The 17,969-nt window shown below is 58.2% G+C and carries 21 protein-coding genes, 2 tRNA genes and 1 other RNA gene; 16 read left to right on the forward strand and 8 right to left on the reverse strand.

Features of this window, described 5'->3' with window-relative positions:
* Positions 1-4: 4 nt before the first annotated feature.
* The gene (locus HUO12_RS01855) at positions 5-1,294 is read left to right on the forward strand and encodes a dihydrolipoamide acetyltransferase family protein (protein WP_176271991.1); all 1,290 of its coding nucleotides are present in this window, start codon (positions 5-7) and stop codon (positions 1,292-1,294) included.
* A gap of 87 nt (positions 1,295-1,381) precedes the next feature.
* A tRNA-Asp gene (locus tag HUO12_RS01860) sits at positions 1,382-1,458 on the forward strand.
* Between the two features lie 28 nt (positions 1,459-1,486).
* Here HUO12_RS01860 and HUO12_RS01865 read toward each other — a convergent pair.
* Positions 1,487-2,356, reverse strand: a complete 870-nt coding sequence (locus HUO12_RS01865) for a ThuA domain-containing protein (protein WP_176271992.1) — start codon at positions 2,354-2,356, stop codon at positions 1,487-1,489.
* Between the two features lie 197 nt (positions 2,357-2,553).
* Here HUO12_RS01865 and HUO12_RS01870 point away from each other — a divergent pair, with 197 nt between their 5' ends.
* The 4 genes from HUO12_RS01870 (at position 2,554) to HUO12_RS01885 (ending at position 6,244) form a co-directional block, all read left to right on the forward strand.
* Complete coding sequence (locus HUO12_RS01870) at positions 2,554-3,681, forward strand: helix-turn-helix domain-containing protein (protein ID WP_176271993.1); 1,128 nt, start codon at positions 2,554-2,556, stop codon at positions 3,679-3,681.
* A 79-nt stretch (positions 3,682-3,760) separates the two neighbouring features.
* Complete coding sequence (locus tag HUO12_RS01875; protein WP_176271994.1) at positions 3,761-5,281, forward strand: S41 family peptidase; 1,521 nt, start codon at positions 3,761-3,763, stop codon at positions 5,279-5,281.
* Positions 5,282-5,391: 110 nt separating this feature from the next.
* On the forward strand, positions 5,392-5,724 hold the full coding sequence (locus tag HUO12_RS01880) for an ArsR/SmtB family transcription factor (protein WP_176271995.1): 333 nt from the start codon (positions 5,392-5,394) through the stop codon (positions 5,722-5,724).
* Entirely contained in the window at positions 5,717-6,244 is a 528-nt protein-coding gene (locus HUO12_RS01885; RefSeq protein ID WP_176271996.1) for an SRPBCC family protein, read from the forward strand. The genes HUO12_RS01880 and HUO12_RS01885 overlap by 8 nt, the downstream gene beginning before the upstream one ends.
* On the opposite strand, the gene HUO12_RS01890 is transcribed toward HUO12_RS01885, so the two are convergent.
* The 5 genes from HUO12_RS01890 to HUO12_RS01910 all read right to left on the reverse strand — a co-directional run bounded on the left by HUO12_RS01890 (position 6,241) and on the right by HUO12_RS01910 (position 7,870).
* A complete protein-coding gene (locus HUO12_RS01890) occupies positions 6,241-6,480 on the reverse strand; it encodes a DUF2842 domain-containing protein (RefSeq protein ID WP_176271997.1) in 240 nt (79 codons plus the stop codon). The genes HUO12_RS01885 and HUO12_RS01890 overlap by 4 nt on opposite strands.
* Entirely contained in the window at positions 6,473-7,051 is a 579-nt protein-coding gene (locus HUO12_RS01895) for a 5-formyltetrahydrofolate cyclo-ligase (RefSeq protein WP_332310423.1), read from the reverse strand. Before HUO12_RS01895 ends, HUO12_RS01890 begins: the two co-directional genes overlap by 8 nt.
* A gap of 73 nt (positions 7,052-7,124) precedes the next feature.
* Positions 7,125-7,314: non-coding RNA, 6S RNA (gene ssrS, locus HUO12_RS01900), on the reverse strand.
* An 11-nt stretch (positions 7,315-7,325) separates the two neighbouring features.
* Positions 7,326-7,649, reverse strand: a complete 324-nt coding sequence (locus HUO12_RS01905) for a cell division protein ZapA (protein ID WP_176271999.1) — start codon at positions 7,647-7,649, stop codon at positions 7,326-7,328.
* Positions 7,646-7,870: a hypothetical protein gene (locus HUO12_RS01910; RefSeq protein ID WP_176272000.1), complete on the reverse strand. Its 225-nt coding sequence runs from the start codon at positions 7,868-7,870 to the stop codon at positions 7,646-7,648. Before HUO12_RS01910 ends, HUO12_RS01905 begins: the two co-directional genes overlap by 4 nt.
* Positions 7,871-8,125: 255 nt before the next feature.
* On the opposite strand from HUO12_RS01910, the gene tkt reads away from it, so the two are divergent.
* The 5 genes from tkt (at position 8,126) to HUO12_RS01935 (ending at position 13,822) form a co-directional block, all read left to right on the forward strand.
* Entirely contained in the window at positions 8,126-10,105 is a 1,980-nt protein-coding gene (tkt, locus tag HUO12_RS01915; protein ID WP_176272001.1) for a transketolase, read from the forward strand.
* A gap of 15 nt (positions 10,106-10,120) precedes the next feature.
* Positions 10,121-11,128: a type I glyceraldehyde-3-phosphate dehydrogenase gene (gap, locus tag HUO12_RS01920; protein WP_176272002.1), complete on the forward strand. Its 1,008-nt coding sequence runs from the start codon at positions 10,121-10,123 to the stop codon at positions 11,126-11,128.
* A gap of 10 nt (positions 11,129-11,138) precedes the next feature.
* Entirely contained in the window at positions 11,139-12,338 is a 1,200-nt protein-coding gene (locus tag HUO12_RS01925; protein WP_176272003.1) for a phosphoglycerate kinase, read from the forward strand.
* Positions 12,335-12,784, forward strand: a complete 450-nt coding sequence (locus HUO12_RS01930) for a PaaI family thioesterase (RefSeq protein WP_176272004.1) — start codon at positions 12,335-12,337, stop codon at positions 12,782-12,784. Before HUO12_RS01925 ends, HUO12_RS01930 begins: the two co-directional genes overlap by 4 nt.
* Positions 12,785-12,931: 147 nt before the next feature.
* Complete coding sequence (locus tag HUO12_RS01935) at positions 12,932-13,822, forward strand: fructose bisphosphate aldolase (RefSeq protein ID WP_176272005.1); 891 nt, start codon at positions 12,932-12,934, stop codon at positions 13,820-13,822.
* A gap of 21 nt (positions 13,823-13,843) precedes the next feature.
* On the opposite strand, the gene HUO12_RS01940 is transcribed toward HUO12_RS01935, so the two are convergent.
* Complete coding sequence (locus tag HUO12_RS01940; protein WP_176272006.1) at positions 13,844-14,212, reverse strand: hypothetical protein; 369 nt, start codon at positions 14,210-14,212, stop codon at positions 13,844-13,846.
* A 134-nt stretch (positions 14,213-14,346) separates the two neighbouring features.
* Here HUO12_RS01940 and thiE point away from each other — a divergent pair, with 134 nt between their 5' ends.
* Together thiE and HUO12_RS01950 are read left to right on the forward strand one after the other, a co-directional pair.
* Positions 14,347-14,982 (forward strand): thiamine phosphate synthase, encoded by a 636-nt coding sequence (gene thiE, locus HUO12_RS01945; RefSeq protein ID WP_176272007.1) that lies wholly within the window; start codon positions 14,347-14,349, stop codon positions 14,980-14,982.
* Positions 14,983-15,008: 26 nt separating this feature from the next.
* Positions 15,009-15,926, forward strand: a complete 918-nt coding sequence (locus tag HUO12_RS01950; protein WP_176272008.1) for an NHL repeat-containing protein — start codon at positions 15,009-15,011, stop codon at positions 15,924-15,926.
* Positions 15,927-15,928: 2 nt separating this feature from the next.
* Here HUO12_RS01950 and HUO12_RS01955 read toward each other — a convergent pair whose 3' ends face one another.
* Positions 15,929-16,291 carry an elongation factor P gene (locus HUO12_RS01955; RefSeq protein WP_176272009.1) on the reverse strand — a complete coding sequence of 121 codons (363 nt, stop codon included), beginning with the start codon at positions 16,289-16,291 and terminating at the stop codon, positions 15,929-15,931.
* A gap of 135 nt (positions 16,292-16,426) precedes the next feature.
* Here HUO12_RS01955 and efp point away from each other — a divergent pair, with 135 nt between their 5' ends.
* From efp to HUO12_RS01970, 3 genes are all read left to right on the forward strand, one after another.
* Entirely contained in the window at positions 16,427-16,990 is a 564-nt protein-coding gene (gene efp / locus HUO12_RS01960) for an elongation factor P (RefSeq protein WP_176272010.1), read from the forward strand.
* A gap of 5 nt (positions 16,991-16,995) precedes the next feature.
* Positions 16,996-17,817: an inositol monophosphatase family protein gene (locus HUO12_RS01965; RefSeq protein WP_176272011.1), complete on the forward strand. Its 822-nt coding sequence runs from the start codon at positions 16,996-16,998 to the stop codon at positions 17,815-17,817.
* Between the two features lie 42 nt (positions 17,818-17,859).
* A tRNA-Leu gene (locus HUO12_RS01970) sits at positions 17,860-17,944 on the forward strand.
* Positions 17,945-17,969: the final 25 nt, after the last annotated feature.

A 17,969-nucleotide genomic window follows, 5' to 3' on the forward strand; every position in this document is an offset into this window, starting at 1 on the left:
CGCCATGGCGACATTTACATTCAACATGCCCGATGTGGGCGAAGGCGTGGCGGAAGCCGAAATCGTCGAATGGCAGGTCAAGGTTGGCGACACTGTGAGCGAAGACCAGCACCTGGTCGACGTGATGACTGACAAAGCGACGATCGACATTGAAAGCCCCGTCGACGGCGTGGTGAAGGAAGTCGCAGGCGAAGTGGGCGACACGATCGCAGTGGGCGCAATGCTGCTGGTAATCGAAGTGGAAGGTGAAGTTTCGGAAGAGGCTGCCGAGGAAGCTGCGCCTGAGCTGAAGGCAGCTCCGGAGCCCGAACCAGAAGTAGCACCAGAGCCTGCTCCGGAACCTGAACCGGCTTCTGAGCCAGAACCGGAACCAGCGCCACAGCCTACGTCTGTTTCTAGCGAACCTGCAGCCAAGGTCCTCGCGACCCCTGCGGTTCGCAAGCGTGCGCGCGATCTCGGGATTGATTTGGCCCAAGTCAAACCGGCCGAAGATGGCCGGGTGCGTCACGGCGATCTCGATCAGTTCCTTAGCTACAATTCAGCCGGGGGCTTCTCTGCCGCTGGCCGCACGCGCGAAGATGAAGCCATCAAGGTCATCGGCCTTCGCAAGCGCATCGCGCAGAATATGAGCGCGGCAAAGCGCAACATCCCGCATTTCACCTATGTGGAAGAATGCGATGTAACCGAGCTTGAGCGGATGCGTGCGCAGCTGAACTCCGCCCGCGGCGGCGCTGACGATTCTCGGCCCAAGCTCACCATGCTGCCGCTCCTGATCAGCGCGATCTGCAAGCTGATCCCGGACTATCCGATGATCAATGCGCGTTATGACGACGAGGCCAATGTGGTCACACGGCACGGCTCGGTCCATCTCGGTATGGCGACGCAGACAGGTACCGGCCTGATGGTGCCGGTCATTCGCGATGCGCAAAGCCGCAATCTCTGGCAGCTCGCGATGGAGATTGGGCGTCTCGCCAGTGCAGCGCGCGATGGTTCTGCCAAGTCAGAGGAACTGTCCGGGTCCACCCTGACGGTGACATCGCTCGGTCCGCTTGGCGGCGTTGCGACCACGCCGGTCATCAACCGGCCGGAAGTTGCGATTATTGGTCCCAACCGGATTATCGAACGGCCGATGTTTGTCACTGGTCCTGATGGTCAAGAGCGGATCGAGAAGCGCAAGCTCATGAATATCTCGATCAGCTGCGATCACCGCGTTGTCGACGGTTATGACGCAGCAAGCTTCATTCAGGAGATCAAAAAGCTTATCGAAACGCCGGTTCTGTTGCTGGGCGATTGATCGGGTGAATAAAGTTTGAAGTTTCGCGCAAAGGGCCGTTGACAGCATATGCGCTCGGCCCTATTTGCGCGGCTCCCAAGTGGCTGCGCGGGTGTAGCTCAGTTGGTTAGAGTGTCGGCCTGTCACGCCGAAGGTCGCGGGTTCAAGTCCCGTCACTCGCGCCACTTGGGGATTTCCCTTTCCGTCGCTTTCTCAGCACTCTGTTGCGTCCTCGCCGCGTCGGCGAACCCATTCGAACGCGTTGATCAGAAATTTGCGATAGTGTTCGTTCTGATAACTGCGCGGGTGATGGCCGAGCGCTGAGTAAATCGTGCGTCCATTCCCGATGCATCTCACCCAGGCAACAGGGTGGTCTTGAGGCTCTTCACCCATTCGCAGATCGACAGTCCCACTTTCGCGGCGAAGCTCGGGAATGTAAGTGCTTTCGTCGAGGCCGAGCAGAGGTGTCGCACCGGCCAGCAATTCAAGCCGGTTGAAGCTGTACCACTCATCCTCTTTGATCCAGTCTGCCGGTAATCCGGCCAGGATAGGGTGGTCCGGAGTGAGATTGACGACCCGTGCTTCCTGGAATTGCGGATCCTGCGGATGACCGATGAATTCCGGTCCGATCACCCTGTCATCATACCATGGCCAGTCAGTGTGCGAAGCTGCTCCGGACCCGTGCAGAGCAATCAGCGACCCGCCGTCTTCCAGCCAGGATTGAAATACTTTCTCTTGTTCTGGGCTGAGTGTGTCTCCCGTCATATTGTTGAATACGACGACTTCGAAACGGCTCAATTGTTCATGATTGAAAACGGCTCCATTTACGGTCGTGAAAACACCCATGTTACTGGCTTCGGCGAGCTCGACGAAAAACAGGTCTGCACCGGCAATCCCTTCATTATGGCGCCAGCCCCTTGTCTTTGAAAAAACGAGGATCGCCGGGTGACGCATCCACTGAGTAATTTCAGGCCTTTCGGTATCATAAGTGACAGGCGGATCGATCGGTGCGGAAGTCGCAAGGTTAAGGAGCGGTGCGCATAGCCCGGTCACCGCCGCTATGAGAAATGCAGGCTTGAACATTTGGCAAGCTTAAGCGTGACTCAGTCATGCGCAAGCACTTGTGCAGCCCGCTTGGCTTGAGCGAAGACGTGCGATGACGTCGCAAATCATGAATTTCTGTCTTTTGGGACAGCTTTACGCGAATTGAGACGCTTGGCGCTCACTCGTCAATTAACGCCTCACGCCTTCGCGAAATAAAAGCTAGAGGCAGCGAGATTATGGATGATGCACAAGACTTGCTGGTGAATTGGCGCAGCGTCGCCATCGCAGGTCTGCTTGTATGCGCGCTTCTGACGCAGCTGTTTTGCCTGTCGAAAGGCATAGAACGCAGAGCCAGCTTTTGGCTGTTGCTGTTCTTTTTGGCGGTCGCGATCGACTCCATTCCGATGATCATCGGTTTCGCCGGTGCCTATGATATTTGGCCGGGCCTGACTTTTCTGCCGGTGGGGATGGCTCTGTTCTTTGGGCCATTGGTCTATTTCCACGCACGACACTTGATGGAAGGCGTTGCATCGCTCGAGCAATATGCGCTGCTCGTTCCCGGCTTTCTCTATTGGCTTTACCAGCTATGGGCTTTCACCATGCTGGGCGATTACCGCGCCAAATGGGCCTATAACAATGCGTTTCATGAGCCGGTGATCATCCCGTTCTATGCGGTTTTGACTGTGACTTTAACCGCATGGTGCTTCCTCAAGATCTGGCAGATGCGACAGCGGTATATCGACTGGCTCAACGCGAACCGATCGGATGGCGATGCGTTTGATCCGCGCTGGATCACGCATCTGATGGCGCTTGGCATCTTTGCAGCGCTGCTTTGGGCGGTGGAATTTGCGCTCTATCTTACGCTCGAAATCAGCTATTTCGAGCAATTCTGGTGGGATATCGCGATGCTGTTTTGCGTCTTGCTGATCTCGCTCGAAGCGCTCACCCGGATCACGCAGCCCTTTCCCAAGATGCTCGCGCCGGACGCTGTTTCTGTTGAGGAATTGCTCGATGCAACTGCGGCAGAGCGTGACTGGGTCACGGAAGGCGAACGATTGCAGGCCATGGTACTAGAGAATGGCTGGCATCTGGAATCGACGCTCTCGCTGCAAACACTCGCCCGGCGGTTTGGCATGAACCAGGCTTATGTCAGCCGCGCGCTCAACAAGGGGCTTGATCTCAGCTTCAGCAGTTTCGTGAACGGATTACGAGTGGAGTATGCAAAGTCCATGATCATGCGCGAAGACGTCAATCTTCTGGATGTCGCGCTGTCTTCCGGCTTTGGTTCGAAAGCGAGCTTCAACCGCGCATTTCAAGCGCATGCAGGGCTATCGCCGAGTGAATATCGACGTCTCAATTCATGAATTTCACAAGAAAAACGCGAATTTGCGCCGACTGAGTGCGGAAATTCAGCGAGGGGTGCGGCAACCAAAGGAGTTACCCATGCCTGTCCCCGCTATCAAATCCCTCTCTATCCTTGCGGCGAGCGCTTTGCTGCCATTCACTGCATGCGTTGCTCAAAAGGCGGAGAAAGCTTCGCAGCCAATCACTCTCGTTGCCGCCGATGCCCGCCTGACGCCCGAGCAAGTCCGCGCGGACATCGAGCTCGCCCGCGAAGCCTTCTCTCGTGTGCATCCCGGATACACGCGCTATGCAACCGAGACAGAGATGGATGCGCTGTGGCAATCGATAATCGACCGGGCTGAAGCGCAAGGCGGAATGAGCTTGGCTGAGTTCTATCTGGCTGCCGAGCTCGCATTGGTTGCAATCCGTTGCGATCATACCAAAGCAGAACTGCCGAAAGCGCTGCGCGAGGCGAGGGCGGGCAAGGCGCTCTACCTGCCGATGCGCTGGCGGATTGTCGAAGGCCGGGCGTTTGTTGAAGCAGGCGCTGAGGGGCAAGGTCTCAATTTCGGCGACGAGATCCTCAGCATTGATGGACGCTCGATGGACCAGTTGTTCGCAGAAGTCAGCGGTTTCATCCCTGTCGATGGATACACCAACTGGACGCGACCCACTGGAATGACAGCGTCGCTTGAATTCATGGGTGGCGCGGTCGATCATTTTGGCGCGCTCTTGTGGGACGTTCCGTCCTCAGCGACGCTTATATTGCGCAATCGCGAAGGTGAAGTGCGCACCGCTTCGGTTGATCGCATGGACTTCGACGCTTGGAGCGCAATGAACAGCGCCGGCGGTCAGGTGAGCAATTTCAAGGACGCTGCAACGTTCGAGCGGATCAGCGATGATGTCGCCTATCTGCGCGTCGATACTTTTGTGAACTACCGTGATCCGGTCGACCCTGCGACGATTTATGAACCCATTTTCAAGGCTTTGCAGGACGAAGGTCAGACCACATTGATCCTGGACCTGCGCAAGAATGGCGGCGGGTCATCGGACGCGAGCTATGGCTTGCTGGAAAATGTACTGACGCAGGATTATGCGCCGCGCAAAGGCATGTTCGCTAAGACGCTTGATCTGGACGGTATCCGCCAGCACCTTTGGACTTGGGACAAGCGCGCGCTCGACCCTAATCCGCTGGGATTTTCCAAACAGGACGATGGCACGTACGCGCTTCGAAGCTTTGTAAGCGATGATTTGAGAACACTCAAACCAGCGAAATATGCTTTTGGAGGGGATTTGATCGTTTTGACGAGCAATTCGAACTCATCGGGCAGCACCAATTTCATTAGCTGGATGACGGAAATGGGCCGCGCGACCACTGTTGGAGAGAAGACGGGTGGAAGCAAGGAAGGGCCGACCGCGGGCATTCAGTTCACACTGACCTTGCAGCATAGCGGTGTGCGCATGCGGCTGCCGTTTTTCCACGTGAAGAACAATGTAGCAAGCTTCGAGAAGGGACTCGGAATTACGCCAGATGTTCCTGCGCCGATGACGGTTGAGGACTTTCTTGAAGGTCGCGATCCGGCAATGGAAGCGGCCATCGCTTTGGCATCTGCCGGCTGAGGCGATTCCACATCTGATCAAGGCAAGTCTGCAGGTGGTGAACTCAAGCGGTTGCGTAAATATTTAACCAATCAGTTGACTATTCTCCGGCTATGTGAATATTTAACCGAATGGTTGAGTATCGAGTCGATCAGGATGCACTCTTCAAAGCGCTGGCCGATCCGTCCCGCAGGCGGATTGTCGAGCGCTTGTCGCAAGGCGAGTGCACCGTGGGGGCGCTGGCCGGGCCTATGAATATGAGCCTTGCAGGCGCTTCCAAACATATTGGTGTGCTTGAAGAGGCAGGCGTGCTGCACCGCGAGAAACGCGGCCGCGAGCGTGTCTGCAAGCTGGATCCAAACGCGTTGTTTGCGCTGCGCGATTGGGTCGAGCGCTATGCGGTGTTCTGGGATCAACGGCTCGATGCTCTGGACAAAGCGTTGAAGGAGGATCGCGATGAGTGACTATGGCAAGCAGACTGCACCGGGCACGCTGGAATTTCGCCGGCGTTTCGACGCGGATATCGAGAAGGTCTGGCAGTTCCTCGTCGATCCGGAGAAACGCAAATTGTGGTTCTGTGGCGGCTCAACCGACGATCATGTCGGCGGCAGGATTGTGATGCAATTCGATCATCGCAGGCTTGCTGAAAGCACGCCGCCCGAAAAGTATGCCGATGAAGTTATTGCAACGCATGATGCTGAGATCCTCGCCTATGATCCGCCGCACTCCTTGGCATTTACTTGGTTCGAAGCGGAGGGCGATGGCTCTAGCCGGGTGGACATCACGCTGAGCGAAACAGGTCATGGCGTGACCGAGCTACTTCTGGTTCACACCGGGCTGGAAGGGCGCGAGGTTATCATCAGTGTGTTTGCCGGTTGGCATGGGCACTTTGACTTGATGGCCGAGACGCTTGCGGGGCCTCGCAAGACCGACTTCTGGCTTCGCGATCAGCAGCTTGAAGCGGAGTATGCAGAACGGATCTAATTGTCTTCAGTGGAGGCAGGCGGGCTCCAGCTCCCGGTCTCCATCCAGATGAGGAACCTGCGCAAGGGCAGTAACCAGATTATGCCAAGGATCAGGTACACTATCGTCTGGACCAGTGTTGGCCACTCGCCGATGATTTCCGGGGCGTAGCGCGCGATGACAACGCCATAGGCAATGAGCGCCACAAGCAGGCCGAGAATGCCCACAGGAATTCGCCAGGTCGGGGTATCACGCATTGAAAGGTCCATACATCCGGGTTGGTGTGACAATCGCATGGAGCGGCATGTCATGCGGCTCGGTTGGTAGGGCTTCGCATAGCTGCACATCCCATGCGAGCCCAATCCGCAGGGCTTGCGAATGTTCCGCACAGTATCGGTCGTAATGCCCGCCGCCTTGGCCCAGTCTCGCGCCGTCCGCTGTGAATCCCACGAGCGGCATGAAAAGCACAGTGGGCGCGACTTCCAAGGCTTCAGCCGCCGGTTGCATCATGCCGAAAGCGCCCTTTTCAAGATCGCTTTCCTCGAATGGATCGGTGAACTCGGCAAAGTGCATCGGCGCGTTTTCGTCCGCAAAGCGCGGCAGGGCGAGCGTATGTCCCGCCTCTTGAAAGAACTTCGCATAGCCGCTTGTCGGCGCCTCTGAAGCGCTCGCATGATAGAGCCCAATCGCCGCGTTGGGCGCGATGATATCCATCAGCGGAGCAGGCGGACGATTGAACAGCAGCGCGCGGATCGCCGCTGGCTGCGCGGCAGCATGCTCGCGGCGGGCAGTGCGGAGTGATTTCCGGAGTGATTGTTTGTCTAACACCGCGCTCAAGTAGCGAAGCGGTAGCGCAAAAACAAACACGCTCAAGTAGCGAAGCGGTAGCGCAAAGAAAAGTGACGGAACCACCATGGGTCGTTTGCCCGAGAAATCCTCTGACGCCTAAACGTCAGGTGGGCGCCGTATACCCTAGTCCCCGGGTTCCATTCCGAAGAATGCAGTGGCCCGTAAACCAAGGCAGGGACAGCTCCCTAGGAATTGCTTATAGCCTCAGGGATGTTCAAATGGCTCGTACCGGGCAGTCCCGCCAGCATGCTACTTAGGATGCCGGGAGCGGCTCCTCAAGCTTCTGGCTGAGTTTTTCGATCCGTTCAGCCACTTTCTCGAGCGCCATGGCTGCTTTTTCCTCTGCAGATGGACCGGATGCCTGCTCCAAGGTCTCCGAGCGCGCTTCGATCAACTCATCAGCGAGAAACAGCGCGGCAAAAAGCAAGTTCTGCGCGTCGTAATTGGTGCGGCTGCCATTGAGGCTGGCGATCTTTGCATCGATCATCGAGCCAAGCTTGGTGATGTGCGCTTCCTGACCCGCTGCGCAAGCCACTGTGTAGTGCTTGCCGCCGACAGAAAGTGTAACTTCGCTCATTTCTCCAACCCCGAGATAAGCTCGTCGAGAGCTGCCAAGGTATCGCGCACTTCGGACTGCATTTTCTCGTGCTGCGAGATCAGTTCGAGCTCGTGCTGTGAGGACTGTTCTGAGGCCATCGGTGCGGCCGCGGCTGTGGCACGCGAAACGAGCGCCGCTTCCAAGCGGTCCATTGCAGTGCTTACGCGTTGCACCGCGTCGTCAAGGCGGGCCTCTCCCATGCGCAGAATAATATCAGCAGGCTCTACCCTGCGCAAAGCCGTAGAGACACGTTGTTGATAACTGTCGTCCAACTGCCTTTACACTCGGAAAATCGGGCAAAGTCTCCGCTGTTTGGGCAAGGGCGGGGAATGCGCCCACCCGCCGCTTGACCTCGTCCCCTTGCTCCGCGAAGGCTTCCACCGCGACGAATCGCCCAAAAAATGCGGCTGAGGCGGTGTCCTTTGGCCAACAGACCAGCAGGAGCCTTGCCGACCATGAGTCTCGATCCCGCCCGCTTGCAGAATATGGCAAACGCCATCCGCGCGCTTTCGATGGACGCTGTGCAAGCCGCCAATTCCGGACACCCCGGCATGCCGATGGGGATGGCCGATGTCGCGAGTGTGCTGTGGTCGAAATATCTGAAGTTTGATCCGGCGAACCCGCAATGGGCTGACCGCGACCGTTTCGTGCTCTCCGCAGGTCATGGTTCAATGCTGATTTACAGCCTGCTGCATCTGTCGGGTTACGCGGCGCCGAGCATGGATGACATCCGTAATTTCCGCCAGCTTGGCAGCCCTTGCGCCGGTCACCCAGAGAATTTCCTGCTGGACGGCGTCGAATGCACGACAGGCCCGCTGGGTCAGGGGCTTGCGATGGCCGTGGGCATGGCCATGGCAGAGCGGCATTTGAACTCTGTCTTTGGCGACGATCTGGTCGATCACCGCACTTGGGTGGTCGCAGGCGATGGCTGCCTGATGGAAGGCATCAACCACGAAGCGATCGGTATTGCAGGCCACTTGAAGCTCGGCCGCATGATTGTGCTTTGGGACGACAACAACATCACCATCGATGGCGGCACCGACCTGTCGACCAGCGAAGACATCAAGGCGCGCTATGTCGCGACCGGTTGGCATGTCGCAGAATGCAATGGCCATGACTTTGCAGACATCGAGCGTGCGATTGACGAAGCGGTGGCCGATGGCCGCCCAAGTCTCGTCGCTTGCAAGACGGTCATCGGCAAAGGTTCGCCTAACAAACAAGGCACCAGCGCAACCCACGGTGCACCGCTCGGGCCGGACGAGATTGCTGCAGCACGCGACGTGCTTGGCTGGGAAGCGGAGCCATTTGTCGTTCCAGATGCGATCCTTAGCGATTGGCGCGCAACGGCCGAGCGTGGCCGTGCTGCTTCAGCTGAATGGCTGACGCGCTTGAATGCCTCATCCGACAAGGGCGAGTTCGAGCGGCGCATGGCGGGCGACTTGCCCGATGGCGATGCGATGAAGGACTATGTCGCCTCGCTGATTGCGGAACCTGTGAAGGTGGCGACCCGCAAGGCGAGCGAGATGGCGCTCGCCAACATCAACCCGCGCCTGCCCGATACCATCGGCGGCAGCGCAGACCTGACCGGCTCAAACAACACCAAGGCTGGCGGTATCGAAGCGATGACCGCTGACGATTATTCGGGCCGCTATGTATATTACGGCATCCGCGAGTTCGGCATGGCCGCGGCCATGAACGGCATGGCCTTGCATGGCGGGGTGATCCCTTATGGCGGCACCTTCCTCGTGTTCACTGACTATGCACGCGGTGCGATCCGGCTGTCTGCGCTTCAACAGAAGCGCGTGATTTACGTGATGACGCATGACAGCATAGGCCTTGGCGAAGATGGACCAACTCACCAGCCGGTCGAGCATGTCGCGTCTTTGCGCGCGATGCCGAACTTGCTTGTTCTGCGTCCTGCCGATGCGGTCGAGACAGCAGAGGCGTGGGAGATCGCTCTGAAGCAGAAGGACCGGCCAACGGTGCTTGCGCTTACTCGCCAGGGCTTGCCGCAAATGCGCTTGGAAGATGCGGGCGAGAACCTCTCTGCGAAAGGCGGCTATCGGATTGCGTCGGCCACTGCTGATCGCAAGGTCGTAATCGTCGCGACCGGCTCCGAGCTGCATGTCGCTGCTGAATGCGCCGCGCGCCTTGAAGAGCAGGGCATTGGTGCCGATGTGGTCTCCATGGTTTCGACCGAGCTGTTTGACGAGCAGAGCGCAGACTATCGCGCGGATATTCTCCCGACGGATTGCCTGACCGTCTCGATCGAGGCCGGCACGACATTCGGCTGGGAGCGCTACACAGGCCGCGACGGGCTCAACATCGGGTTGGACCGTTTTGGGGCATCAGCTCCGGCAGGGCAGCTTTTTGAGAAATTCGGATTTACCGCGGACGCGATCGTTCCGCAGATCATGAACAAATTGAACGGATAAGCAGGAGTTCCTCTCATGGCGACGAAAGTTGCAATCAATGGTTTTGGCCGCATCGGACGGCTTGTAGCGCGCGCTCTTCTTGAGCGGACAGATCACGATTTCGAGTTGGTCGCGATTAACGATCTGGCGGATACGAAGTCGAACGCATTGCTGTTCCAGTATGACTCAACCCATGGCCGCTTCCCCGGCACCGTCGAAACGGGCGACAACACCATCACAGTGAACGGCCAGACCATCGCAGTGACGAGTGAGCGTGATCCGGCGAACTTGCCGCATGGTGAAATGGGCGTCGATATCGTTCTGGAATGCACTGGCTTTTTCCAGTCAGACGGAGCGGCACGCCCGCACATCACCGCGGGTGCCAAGCGCGTGCTGATTTCAGCGCCTGCAAAGGGTGTTTCCAAGACCATCGTTTACGGTGTGAACCATGAAACGCTGACCGCTGAAGACGATGTGATCTCCAATGCGAGCTGCACCACGAACTGCCTGTCGCCAGTGGCGAAGGTCTTGAATGATCTGGTGGGTATCGAGCGCGGTTTCATGACCACGATCCACTCCTACACCAATGACCAGCGCATGCTTGACCAGATGCATGGCGACATGCGCCGTGCGCGCGGTGGTGCGCAGAACATGATCCCGACGACTACCGGCGCTGCTCGCGCGGTTGGCCTCGTACTGCCGGAACTCGCTGGCAAGCTCGACGGCTCATCGGTCCGTGTGCCAACGCCAAACGTCAGCTTGGTCGATCTTGTATTCACGCCGGGCCGCGACACGTCGGCCGAAGAGCTGAACGCTGCGCTGAAAGCTGCCGCCGAAGGTGCAATGAAGGGCGTACTCGATTACACCGACCAGCCGCTGGTATCTTCGGACTTCAATCATCATCCGGCGAGCTCGACGGTCGACAGCCTTGAGACGTCTGTGATGGAAGGCAAGCTCGCCCGCGTGGTAAGCTGGTACGACAATGAATGGGGCTTCTCCAACCGCATGATCGATACTGCGGGCGTGATGGCGAAGTTCCTGTAAGGAAAACGGTATGGCTGCTTTCAAGACACTCGACGATCTTGGGGATGTAACCGGCAAGGTCGCGTTGGTGCGCGTCGATCTGAACCTTCCGATGAAGGATGGTTCAGCCTCCGATGTGACGCGGGTGGAAGCAGCCAAGCCAACTATTCTCGAATTGAGCGAGAAGGGCGCAAAGGTCCTGCTGCTCGCGCACTTCGGTCGCCCGGGGGGCAAGCGTTCCTCGGTGCTCTCTACCAGCATGGTCGTGGGCGATGTTGAAGGCGTGCTCGGCAAGGAGCTGATGTTCATTCCTGAGGTTGCTGGGCCAGTGGTCGAGCAATCCATCGGCATTTTGCGCAATGGCGATATTGGCTTGCTCGACAATGTCCGCTTCTGGGCAGGCGAGGAAGCCAACGATGCGGAGTTCGCGAAAGCGATTGCGGCCAATGGCGATTTCTACGTCAACGATGCTTTCTCGGCCGCGCACCGTGCGCATGCGACGACTGAAGGGCTTGCGCATCATTTGCCAGCCTATGCCGGGCGCGCAATGGAAGCGGAGCTGAAAGCGCTTGATGCTGCTTTAGGCACACCTGAACCCCCTGTAGCCGCCGTTGTAGGCGGGGCAAAGGTATCGACCAAATTGGCCGTGCTGGAGAATCTGGTCGGACGCGTGCAGCACTTGATCATTGGCGGCGGCATGGCGAACACCTTCCTCGCCGCGCGCGGGGTCGATGTGGGCAAGTCGCTTTGCGAGCATGACCTGACTGAGACTGCCAACCGCATCATGGATGAAGCAGACCATGCGGGGTGCACAGTCCATCTGCCTTACGATGTTGTGGTCGCTAGGGAATTTGCGGAGAATCCGGCGAGCCTACGCACCTGCAACGTCCACGAAGTCGCAGAAGACGAAATGATCCTAGATGTTGGCCCAAGCGCAGTCGAAGCGCTTGCGGACGTGCTCAAGACCTGTCGCACCCTCGTGTGGAATGGCCCAATGGGTGCGTTCGAGACCGAGCCGTTCGATGCAGCGACCGTAGCTTTGGCGAAAACCGCCGCTGCGCTGACGCAGGAAGGCTCGCTTACCTCAGTGGCGGGAGGCGGCGACACTGTTGCGGCGCTCGCCCATACCGGCGTGAAAGACGACTTCACATTTGTTTCAACCGCTGGCGGCGCGTTCCTCGAATGGATGGAAGGTCGCGAGCTTCCCGGCGTGGCTGCGCTCACCACATGAGCGAGACCGGCTATGGCAGTGCAGTGCGCTGTGATGAGGGCGAATTTGCCGGTTGGTATCACTGGAAACATGACCCGTTTGAAACGGGTGCAGGGCCGTTCTTCATGCAGCGCCAGGATGATGGCAGCTATCTGAGCGCCTTTCGTGCTGAGGCGCGCCATATGAACGGCGCAGGCTTCATGCATGGCGGCTGCCTGATGACCTTTGCGGACTTCGCTCTGTTCGCCATCGCGACCGACCATATGCGCGACCAGATGGGCGTCACCATGAACCTTTCGAGCGACTTTCTTGGCGCGGTGCAGCCAAGCGCTCTCGTTGAAGCGCGCGGCGAAGTCACACGCGGTGGCGGTAAAACGCTGTTCGTGCGCGGGCTCGTGACTGCCGATGGTGAACCGGCGCTCAGTTTCGCCGGCATCATCCGCAAGGTTGGCCCCAAGAAGTCATAAATCCGGCAGAGCTGACCCAAATCGTGTCAGGTCTTGGAAAATTGGCCATTTGACGGTGCGGATCGGTTGCCGGAGCAGGGCCGTCTGGCTACACCGCCTCGCAACGCATTCGTATGCAAGAATCGCCATCCAAGAGGCCTGAGACTGATGAATTTCGACCAAATGACCGCTCAAATCGCAACCGGTGCAGGCTTTATCGCTGCGCTTGACCAATCCGGCGGCTCCACGCCCAAGGCGCTGCGTGGCTACGGCGTTGAAGACAATGAGTGGGACGGCGACGAAGAAATGTTCGCTCGCATCCACGAGATGCGCAGCCGTGTGATTACTTCGCCCAGCTTCGGCAATGGCAAGGTCATCGGTGCAATCCTGTTTGAAAAGACCATGGATGGTGAAGTCGACGGTCTTCCGACGCCTGGCGCGCTCAAGAAGCGTGGTGTTGTCCCATTCATCAAGGTCGATCAGGGCTTGGCGGATGAGGAGAACGGCGTCCAGCTGATGAAGCCATTGGACAAGCTGCCAGCGCTGCTGGAGAAGTCAGTCGCCAAGGGCATGTTCGGCACGAAGATGCGTTCTGTCATCAAGTCTGCCAATGCCGAAGGCATCGCCGCGATTGTCGCGCAGCAGTTTGAAGTCGGCAATCAGATCGCCGATGCGGGTCTCGTGCCGATGCTTGAGCCGGAATATGACATCACGGCAAGCGACAGGGCCGAAGGCGAGCAGATCCTGCTAGCCGAGATCATGAAGGGCCTCGATGCGCTGCCTGAAGGCCGTAAGGTCATGCTGAAGCTCTCCATCCCGGTTGAGCCGGGCCTCTATACACCAGCGATCAACCATCCGAACGTATTGCGCGTTGTCGCGCTGTCCGGTGGTTACTCGACCGATGATGCATGCGAGCATCTCGCGAAGAACCCCGGCATGATCGCGAGCTTCAGCCGCGGGCTCCTGCAGGACCTTCGCAAAGGCCAGTCGGATGAGGAATTCGATGGCGCGCTAGGCGGCGCGATCGACAAGATCTGCGCCGCGTCCTGCGCGGGCTAGATCCCTGTCAGTTGAGTAGCGTCAGTTATCCGGCTGGAATTCAAAGTCCAGCCGATAGCGTTTCAACTGGATTGCGCCCTGGCTGCTCGCCGGGGTTGCCGTTCCGGTCAGTGTCAGTGTTCCGCCATTGAGGCGCAGCGGCTCGCCCAGAGCCAACGACACTTCGCGATCCTGCCCGCGGTAATGGACAACCGCGGCGATGACCAAGCGGTCTTCGTCAAAGCAGAACCGTTCCCCAGAACAGCGTGAATCTTCGATAATGCCAAAGCTGGTGACAGCCAGTTCGTCAGTCAGCTGAGCGCGTTCGAAGATCGCGACATTGTCTACCGCTGCCGGAGCGCCCGTATTGGCAATCGCGAGAAGTGCGCTGGTAAAGGCGAGATGGGGCATTGCGGACTCCTTGGACTTCAGCGCGGGTCATAACATGGTTTCGGAAATCCTAACCTCTGAGCTATCCACTGTGCCAATCGGGTACAATTTCTCCTGCTTGGCGAGCGCGCAGACGGGCGCTATCACGCGCGGCCATGAGTGATACCGCGATTGCAACGCAGCTATATCTGATTTCCCCGCTGGACGTGTCCGGCGAATTTCCCGAGCGGCTTGAGCGCGCATTGGAAGCGGGGAAGGGCGTGGTGACAGCTTTCCAGTTCCGCGTGAAAGGCCTCGACAATCATGAGGCCGCACGGCTGGCAGAGCCATTACAGGCAATCTGCGCAGCCCATGATGTGGCGTTCATCGTCAATGACAGCGTCGCGCTCGCCAAACGCCTGAAGGCAGACGGTGTGCATCTGGGGCAGGACGATGGTGACCCGCGCGAGGCTCGCGAGGAGCTGGGCCGTGAAGCGCAGATCGGCGTAACGTGCCATGCAAGCAAGCACATGGCGATGGAAGCAGGCGAATCAGGCGCGGACTATGTCGCTTTCGGCGCGTTCTTCGAGAGCTCCACCAAGGATAAAGGCGATGCGGAGCGGCCTGCGCCCGACATCCTCGAATGGTGGTCTTCGCTATTCGAAATTCCTTGCGTCGCGATTGGCGGGATCACGCCTGACAATTGCGCGCCACTGGTCGCAGCAGGCGCAGACTTTCTCGCGGTATCAGGCGCAGTCTGGAGTGGTGACGAAGCAGCGGCAGTCAAAGCATTCGCAAAGCATTTGGAATGATCGCGTACATCGGGAGGGGAGCAGACATGAGATCAATCTTTCTTCTGACATTGCTGTTTCTGTTGATGCCTGCAGTTCAAGCGCACCCGGGTTGGGGTGTGGCTGAGGATAGCGAAGGCAATTTGTACTACACTGATCTGGAGCATGTCTGGCGAGTGGCGCCCGACGGCACACGCACCATCGCAGTTCGAGACGTCCACACGCATGAGCTCTTCATTGATGCCGATGGCAATCTGCTAGGTGAGAACCTTTGGTACTCAGGCGGAGAGGACGGACAATTCTCGCACCATGTGTGGCAAATGGACTCTGCCGAGAATGTGACGGTCCTGCGGGAATCGCCGGGTTTTCGCACGGACGACAGCTTCGTTCGTGACGCTGCGGGAACTGCGTATTGGCACGACGGCAGCGAGCTGTTCCGCAAGGCATCAACAGGAGAGAACGTTCCGCACGGCGCGCAATCTATTGACGCAATTCAGGCAATGACTGCTGCGCAAGATGGATCGCTGTTTGTGATGAGCAATGGCGATCTCCAGATGTTGGGGCCCGACGGATCTATAAGGCGATCGCTGGAAGGTTTTGCCCAAGGAAGGCTGACACAGCCTATGGTTCCCGAGCAGCACCGGGTGCTGGGGCTTTGGCCAGCATCCGATGGAGGCGTCTATGCAGCGCAATACGGCGCGAGGAGAGCGGACAAAGTCAGCGTTGATGGGACGGTGGAAACCATCGCATCGACCTGGTTACCATGGTCGCCAACTGGGGGAATAGAAACGCGCGATGGCGACGTTTGGTTGCTTGAATATTCGTTGTTCAATCAGGCACGCTTGCGAAAAGTCGGAGAAACGCAACCGATAAGCTGGAGCTTTTGGGGCGGGTTGTTGCTGCCCATTCTCCTCGCTGGATGGGGTGCACTGGCGTTTCTGCGGCGACGCCATGAATCCCGTTAACTTCAACTACCGCGTCGCACGCAGAGCAGCCGCGTCGCATTGCCCGCATTGTCCAGCTTGCGCAGGCGGTTCTCGCCTTCGCGGATAAATCGCTCGCCCTTTTTGGGGCCGCGCGTAAATGTGAAGATATCGCCTTTGAGAAGATAGGTGCCGCGTCCTTCTTCATTGCGGTAACGCGATGCGCTGCTCAGCCGGAAATCCTCCGCTTCTTCGCGTTCAATTGCAGCTCCTGCAGCAGAGCCGGGATACGCGCATTCATAGGTGCCATGCGGCATAGTGCGCAGCATCCCTCCATCCTGCGCAAGCGCTGGCGCGGATAGCGCGATGGCACATCCGGCCGCAAAAATCGAAAGCGTCTTCATCATGTGTTGGCTTAGCATGGTGCGCGTCTTACCTCCACTAGCCTTGCGCTACGCTTTACGTGGGACCAGCCCTCGGCTAAGGGCGCGCGAGATATGTCAGAGCGTGGCTCTGCAGGTTCCTTGAAAAGGTTGGTTCCCATGAAGATCAGCGGCGTCGATATTCGCCCCGGTAACATTCTCGAATATGAGAACGGCATCTGGAAAGTTGCCAAAATCCAGCACACGCAGCCCGGCAAAGGCGGCGCTTATATGCAGGTCGAAATGAAGAACCTGCAGGATGGCCGCAAGACCAATGTCCGTTTCCGCAGCGCTGATACCGTCGAGAAAGTGCGTCTCGATACGCGCGAATACCAGTTCCTCTATGAGGACGGCGACATGCTCGTCTTCATGGATCAGGAAAGCTACGAGCAGATTATGCTGCCGTCTGACTTGCTGGGCGATGCGCGTCCGTTCTTGCAGGACGGCATGCAGGTCCAGCTGGAGCTGTGGGAAGAAAAGCCGATCAGCGTGCAGCTGCCGCAGCAGATCGAAGCCGAGATCGTCGAAGCCGACGCAGTGGTGAAGGGGCAGACTGCCTCTTCCAGCTACAAGCCGGCTGTGCTCGATAATGGCGTTCGCATCATGGTCCCGCCGCATATTGAAAGCGGTACGCGGATCGTGGTTGACGTTTACGAACAAACTTACGTCGGAAAAGCGAGCTAAGCGCGATGTCGATGTTTTCTGGCCTCATTCGCGTGATGGAAAAGGCTGCCCGCAAGGCGGGTAACCGCTTGCGCCGCGACTTTGGCGAAGTCGAACACTTGCAGGTGAGCCGCAAAGGCCCCGCCGACTTTGTGTCGAAAGCCGATATGCGCGCAGAGCGTGCGATTTATGACGAGCTGCTTCACGCACGGCCCGATTGGGGTTTCGTGCTTGAGGAAGCGGGCATCATCGAAGGCGACCCTGCAAAACCGCGCTGGATCATCGATCCTTTGGACGGGACCAGCAATTTCCTCCACGGCATCCCACATTTCGCGATTAGCATCGCTGTGCAGGAGCCCAAGCTCGATGGTTCAGGCTGGGGCGAGGTTACGGCTGGTGTCATCTACCAGCCGATCCACGATGAGACCTATTGGGCAGAGAAGTCGCGCGGTGCATGGCTGATGGATGGCCGCTTGCGGGTTTCATCTCGCTCAAGCCTTTCGGACGCGCTGATTTCGACCGGCATCCCCTTTCAGGGCGCTGGCGATCCCGAGGAATGGATGAAAATTTACGCCGCTATCGGTCCTCAAGTGGCGGGAATCCGCCGATTTGGAGCTGCATCGCTCGATCTCGCTTGGCTCGCTGCAGGCCGCTATGATGGCTTCTGGGAAAGCGGGCTGTCTGACTGGGATACAGCCGCGGGTTGCTTGCTCGTGCGCGAAGCGGGCGGTTTTGTGACCGACTATCGCGGACGCAGCGAGCCGATCCATTCGCGCCAAGTCCTGGCTGCGAATGACGCGTTGCACTCGCGGTTGCACAAATTGCTGGTAAACGCATTGAAGGCTTGAAGCTTCCGATAAGGGCGGCTATCCGCGCCCTCCTATTGCAGTGCCCCTGTGGTGGAATTGGTAGACGCGCTCGACTCAAAATCGAGTTCCTAACGGAGTGCCCGTTCGAGTCGGGCCAGGGGCACCACAACTCTCCTGACATCACAGATTTC

The organism is Altererythrobacter lutimaris (assembly GCF_013371495.1).
In the GTDB taxonomy this organism is placed as follows: Bacteria; Pseudomonadota; Alphaproteobacteria; order Sphingomonadales; family Sphingomonadaceae; genus Erythrobacter; species Erythrobacter lutimaris_A.

Bases quoted from the DNA above. Each gene is read 5' to 3' on its own strand.
- HUO12_RS01855 (WP_176271991.1), top strand. From the start codon at position 5: ATGGCGACATTTACATTCAACATGCCCGATGTGGGCGAAGGCGTGGCG.
- HUO12_RS01865 (WP_176271992.1), bottom strand. From the start codon at position 2,356: ATGTTCAAGCCTGCATTTCTCATAGCGGCGGTGACCGGGCTATGCGCA.
- HUO12_RS01870 (WP_176271993.1), top strand. From the start codon at position 2,554: ATGGATGATGCACAAGACTTGCTGGTGAATTGGCGCAGCGTCGCCATC.
- HUO12_RS01875 (WP_176271994.1), top strand. From the start codon at position 3,761: ATGCCTGTCCCCGCTATCAAATCCCTCTCTATCCTTGCGGCGAGCGCT.
- HUO12_RS01880 (WP_176271995.1), top strand. From the start codon at position 5,392: ATGGTTGAGTATCGAGTCGATCAGGATGCACTCTTCAAAGCGCTGGCC.
- HUO12_RS01885 (WP_176271996.1), top strand. From the start codon at position 5,717: ATGAGTGACTATGGCAAGCAGACTGCACCGGGCACGCTGGAATTTCGC.
- HUO12_RS01890 (WP_176271997.1), bottom strand. From the start codon at position 6,480: ATGCGTGATACCCCGACCTGGCGAATTCCTGTGGGCATTCTCGGCCTG.
- HUO12_RS01905 (WP_176271999.1), bottom strand. From the start codon at position 7,649: ATGAGCGAAGTTACACTTTCTGTCGGCGGCAAGCACTACACAGTGGCT.
- HUO12_RS01910 (WP_176272000.1), bottom strand. From the start codon at position 7,870: ATGGGAGAGGCCCGCCTTGACGACGCGGTGCAACGCGTAAGCACTGCA.
- tkt (WP_176272001.1), top strand. From the start codon at position 8,126: ATGAGTCTCGATCCCGCCCGCTTGCAGAATATGGCAAACGCCATCCGC.
- gap (WP_176272002.1), top strand. From the start codon at position 10,121: ATGGCGACGAAAGTTGCAATCAATGGTTTTGGCCGCATCGGACGGCTT.
- HUO12_RS01925 (WP_176272003.1), top strand. From the start codon at position 11,139: ATGGCTGCTTTCAAGACACTCGACGATCTTGGGGATGTAACCGGCAAG.
- HUO12_RS01930 (WP_176272004.1), top strand. From the start codon at position 12,335: ATGAGCGAGACCGGCTATGGCAGTGCAGTGCGCTGTGATGAGGGCGAA.
- HUO12_RS01935 (WP_176272005.1), top strand. From the start codon at position 12,932: ATGAATTTCGACCAAATGACCGCTCAAATCGCAACCGGTGCAGGCTTT.
- HUO12_RS01940 (WP_176272006.1), bottom strand. From the start codon at position 14,212: ATGCCCCATCTCGCCTTTACCAGCGCACTTCTCGCGATTGCCAATACG.
- thiE (WP_176272007.1), top strand. From the start codon at position 14,347: ATGAGTGATACCGCGATTGCAACGCAGCTATATCTGATTTCCCCGCTG.
- HUO12_RS01950 (WP_176272008.1), top strand. From the start codon at position 15,009: ATGAGATCAATCTTTCTTCTGACATTGCTGTTTCTGTTGATGCCTGCA.
- HUO12_RS01955 (WP_176272009.1), bottom strand. From the start codon at position 16,291: ATGATGAAGACGCTTTCGATTTTTGCGGCCGGATGTGCCATCGCGCTA.
- efp (WP_176272010.1), top strand. From the start codon at position 16,427: ATGAAGATCAGCGGCGTCGATATTCGCCCCGGTAACATTCTCGAATAT.
- HUO12_RS01965 (WP_176272011.1), top strand. From the start codon at position 16,996: ATGTCGATGTTTTCTGGCCTCATTCGCGTGATGGAAAAGGCTGCCCGC.